Origin of the sequence: Cryobacterium sp. TMT2-42-4 (assembly GCF_004402645.1) — a bacterium.
Lineage (GTDB): Bacteria > Actinomycetota > Actinomycetes > Actinomycetales > Microbacteriaceae > Cryobacterium > Cryobacterium sandaracinum.
In genome coordinates this window covers 1-3,165 of the sequence record NZ_SOFT01000049.1, presented here as the reverse complement: position 1 = coordinate 3,165, position 3,165 = coordinate 1, and the positions used below count along the sequence as shown (strand labels likewise).

General features: G+C 59.2%; 4 protein-coding genes. 3 read left to right on the top strand and 1 reads right to left on the bottom strand.

The genetic code is table 11. The annotated features are described in order from the left end of the window. Window positions 1-456 precede the first annotated feature (456 nt). Window positions 457-912: a hypothetical protein gene (locus E3O18_RS15945; RefSeq protein WP_134374965.1), complete on the top strand. Its 456-nt coding sequence runs from the start codon at window positions 457-459 to the stop codon at window positions 910-912. Between the two features lie 113 nt (window positions 913-1,025). Then, window positions 1,026-1,550, top strand: a complete 525-nt coding sequence (locus E3O18_RS15940; RefSeq protein ID WP_134418490.1) for a hypothetical protein — start codon at window positions 1,026-1,028, stop codon at window positions 1,548-1,550. Between the two features lie 213 nt (window positions 1,551-1,763). On the opposite strand, the gene E3O18_RS15935 is transcribed toward E3O18_RS15940, so the two are convergent. After that, window positions 1,764-2,366 (bottom strand): recombinase family protein, encoded by a 603-nt coding sequence (locus E3O18_RS15935; protein WP_134418488.1) that lies wholly within the window; start codon window positions 2,364-2,366, stop codon window positions 1,764-1,766. Between the two features lie 307 nt (window positions 2,367-2,673). On the opposite strand from E3O18_RS15935, the gene E3O18_RS15930 reads away from it, so the two are divergent. Next, window positions 2,674-3,063: a hypothetical protein gene (locus E3O18_RS15930; RefSeq protein WP_134418487.1), complete on the top strand. Its 390-nt coding sequence runs from the start codon at window positions 2,674-2,676 to the stop codon at window positions 3,061-3,063. Window positions 3,064-3,165: the final 102 nt, after the last annotated feature.

Below are 3,165 nucleotides of genomic sequence, written 5' to 3'. Positions count from 1 at the left end.
ATGGAACTATCGTCGCGCACGGCGATCAACGAGGGGCTGGACATGGTGGGACTTCCTGATTCTCGCCCTACGTCAAACGGCGGACTTGCTCTGAGCTACTGGCCTCAACTCACCCTGACACGTAGGGTTGACTGGCGGCTACAGCTCGTTAAGGGCACGTCCCAATACGGGATCACCGTCCGCTACACCACATCCCGGGGGTTTGACCCCTGGTTCGAGCCCTTCTTGGCGAGGAGTACATCGCGTGCCTGTCCACCGAAAAGCCTACATACGGTGCAGTTGACATTCGCTACGATCTAGACCAGGAAGCGGTTTGTGCCGCAGTTTTGTTCTCGGCTCAGTATCGCCCTGTGACAATGCGGCTCGCAAGAAGGCGAAGCGTCTGCGAAAACTCAAAAATCACGCATAACGATTCTTCGGCGCCGTTGAGACCATCAAAATGGGGGGAGCCAAATTATGAGAGTTGCACGGGGAGTAGCGAACTTAGCGATCGGCGGCGTGCTGGCAGCGGCTTTGGCAGTGGTTGGCGGGACCGCGGCGATGGCGGAGGAGCCGGCCGCGTCTGTGCCGAGCGCGACACAATCCATTGAAGTAGTGCCCGGCGAGGCTGTGACCATAACAGTTGAGTTGGTCCAGGACCAGTCCGCGACCAACGATAACCTCGATGCCGCGGTCACCGAGGTGACAACTGACGTCACTACGGCCGCTCTCAGGTGCGGTGAAAACGTCACCTACGGCGACGACAACTACTTCACGCTGACCTACTACAACTGCTCATCCGTTTCGATAAAACTCAAGCCGGACTACTTCTTTGTCGACGGCACGTGCAAGGTTGTAACACCGTACGGATCGACGAGTTGGATCATTTACGTGAACGTTGGCAACAGCTACATCAAGATGATCTCTTGTTGATAGCCCCCGGACACGCAGCGATGTTTAGAGGGAACGAAAAGCTCAGCGCGCAAGCTCACCGCACACGCGCACAACGCGTAATAGGCCCCCGACCCCGCTTGATCAGGCTTGCCATGGCCATCGCAGCGATGGGCCTGATCGGCGGTTCGGTGACAGGGTGCACATCGAACGGTAGTCAATCCACAGGCGGTAGGTCCTGCCTCTTGGGAACGTGGGACCTTGACTTTGTCGCGTCAGCGGAAGCGAACTCCACCGCGGATACGACGACCGGAAACCACACGATCATTTTTGATGACGACACTGTAATAGTCCAGGTCGATGTGTCCAGTTCGGTGAAGACTGTCGTGGAAGGTGTCGAAGCAACCGTTGACCAGAGCATCAAAGGATCCGCGGAGCAGCGATACAGCGTCCACGGCTCCGAACTGAATTACGGGGAGGTCGTCTGGACGAAGGGCTCCGGAACGACAACGGTCGCGAAAGGCGGCGAAACAACGACTGACGAGCAGGACTTCACTCCCACGCCGGACACCACCGTCGAAATGGGATGCGAGAGTGACAAGCTCATCTTGACCAATACTCCAGAGAGCGATGTGACCGCGGGAATAGCGACGGTAGAACAGATCTTCACCCGCCGTTGAGAATGCCCGGGACGGAGTCCCTCATCGGGCCGCCGTGCTCGCCGAGCAGACCGAAGGCCGCCGCGACCTCGGCGTCGCCATCCTCCTCAATCCCGACTGACCATCCCTCGGCGGGACACGGGTGGGACTTGCTTCCGGAACATCGTGCAGGAAGTCCGTTCGGACCACTAGACGCGCGTAATCGTCCCTTCAATGTTTCCCGGGCCCGGGGCGTTAGTCACGGCTTTCAGCGAGTGCGCGGTACACGCTGGCGCGGCTCATGGCCTGGTTCGTCACAATGTAGGCAATCGTCTTACCCGAGGCGCGCAACGTGCGGACGGCCTCGATTTTCGTGGGGATCAGAACTGACTTGGCACGCCCCGTTGTGAGCCCCCTGGCTTCTCGTGCTACTCGGGCTTCGGCGGCGCGTTCGTTGATGTTCTCGCGTTCCCATTCCGCGATCGACGCCATGATGTTGCGCACCAGCTTGCCGGTGACGCCCCCGAACTGTTCCCCGGGCTTCAATGAGTGGACGGAGATGCCACGGTGTTCGAGCTCCTCGATCGTTTGGAGGATGTGCAGCACCGTACGGCCGAGACGATCGAGGGAAGAGACCGTGATGGTGTCGCCGCGCCGAGCTGTTTTCAGCAGGGCATCAAGTCCGGGACGGGTCTTGAACTTGCCACTGATCTTGTCTTCGTAGATCCGGTCATCGGGAATCCCAAAATCATGCAGCGCCTTGGTCTGCCGTTCGTATGACTGTTTCACACTCGACACTCGCCGGTAGCCGAAGGCGTAGTGTTCCGGGGCCGGCTCGATGCCGTTTTTCTTTATCATCGGTTCACCGTATCGCTTCTATGTCCGTGATGATTCTTTTGATACATGTATCAAACGCTATCTTTTCGTGTTCCAAGAAACACGATTCCTAACTGTACGTAGCGTCTCAACTTCCATGGATTCGAGACACACACATTCCGCCTGTACAGCCCAATCAGGCCAGCGCGGCCATCATCCACAAGTCCGAGATACCTTCTCAGATGAGCAGCGCGAGGCGTAGTTCTTCCAGCGTCGCCCAGGCTTCTGGTTGACGACGCTGAGGTGTTGCTCCGCTCTATGTTGCCAGCTTCGCGGCGGGAGAATCCGTTTGCTCGGTTGGGCGGTCTTCGGCGCGATCGGCGCGGCTGCGCTGTTCGCGCAGTTCCTGCCGCAGCTCAGCGGCCTCGTCCCGAAGTTGGGTGATGTGGTGGTTTTCTGTGGTGCGGAGATCGCTGATGCGTTGGTCGCCGTGGGTTCGCTCACGTTCGACGCTTGCCCGTGCTGCGTCACGTTCAACGATTGCGGTGGCCAGATTCCTGCGCAGCAAGCTGGCTTCCTCCCGAATGGTGTCGTGGACAGTGCGGGCGTGACCCTGTTCGTCCCGGACTTTCGCGACGTCGGACGTGGCGCGCTGGGCTCGGACTGCTTCATCGGCGGGTCACGTCCCGCGGAGTGGTGGAGTTTCTCGACACCGTGCGGGTCAGTGGTTCCAGTTTAGGCGGCGGCGAGTTCGGGGAGTATCACCGCCTCGTCGAGGACCTCGATGGGGTTGTTCATGGTGGCCAGCTCGAGCATGGATGCTTCGGAGAAGTAGCGTCGT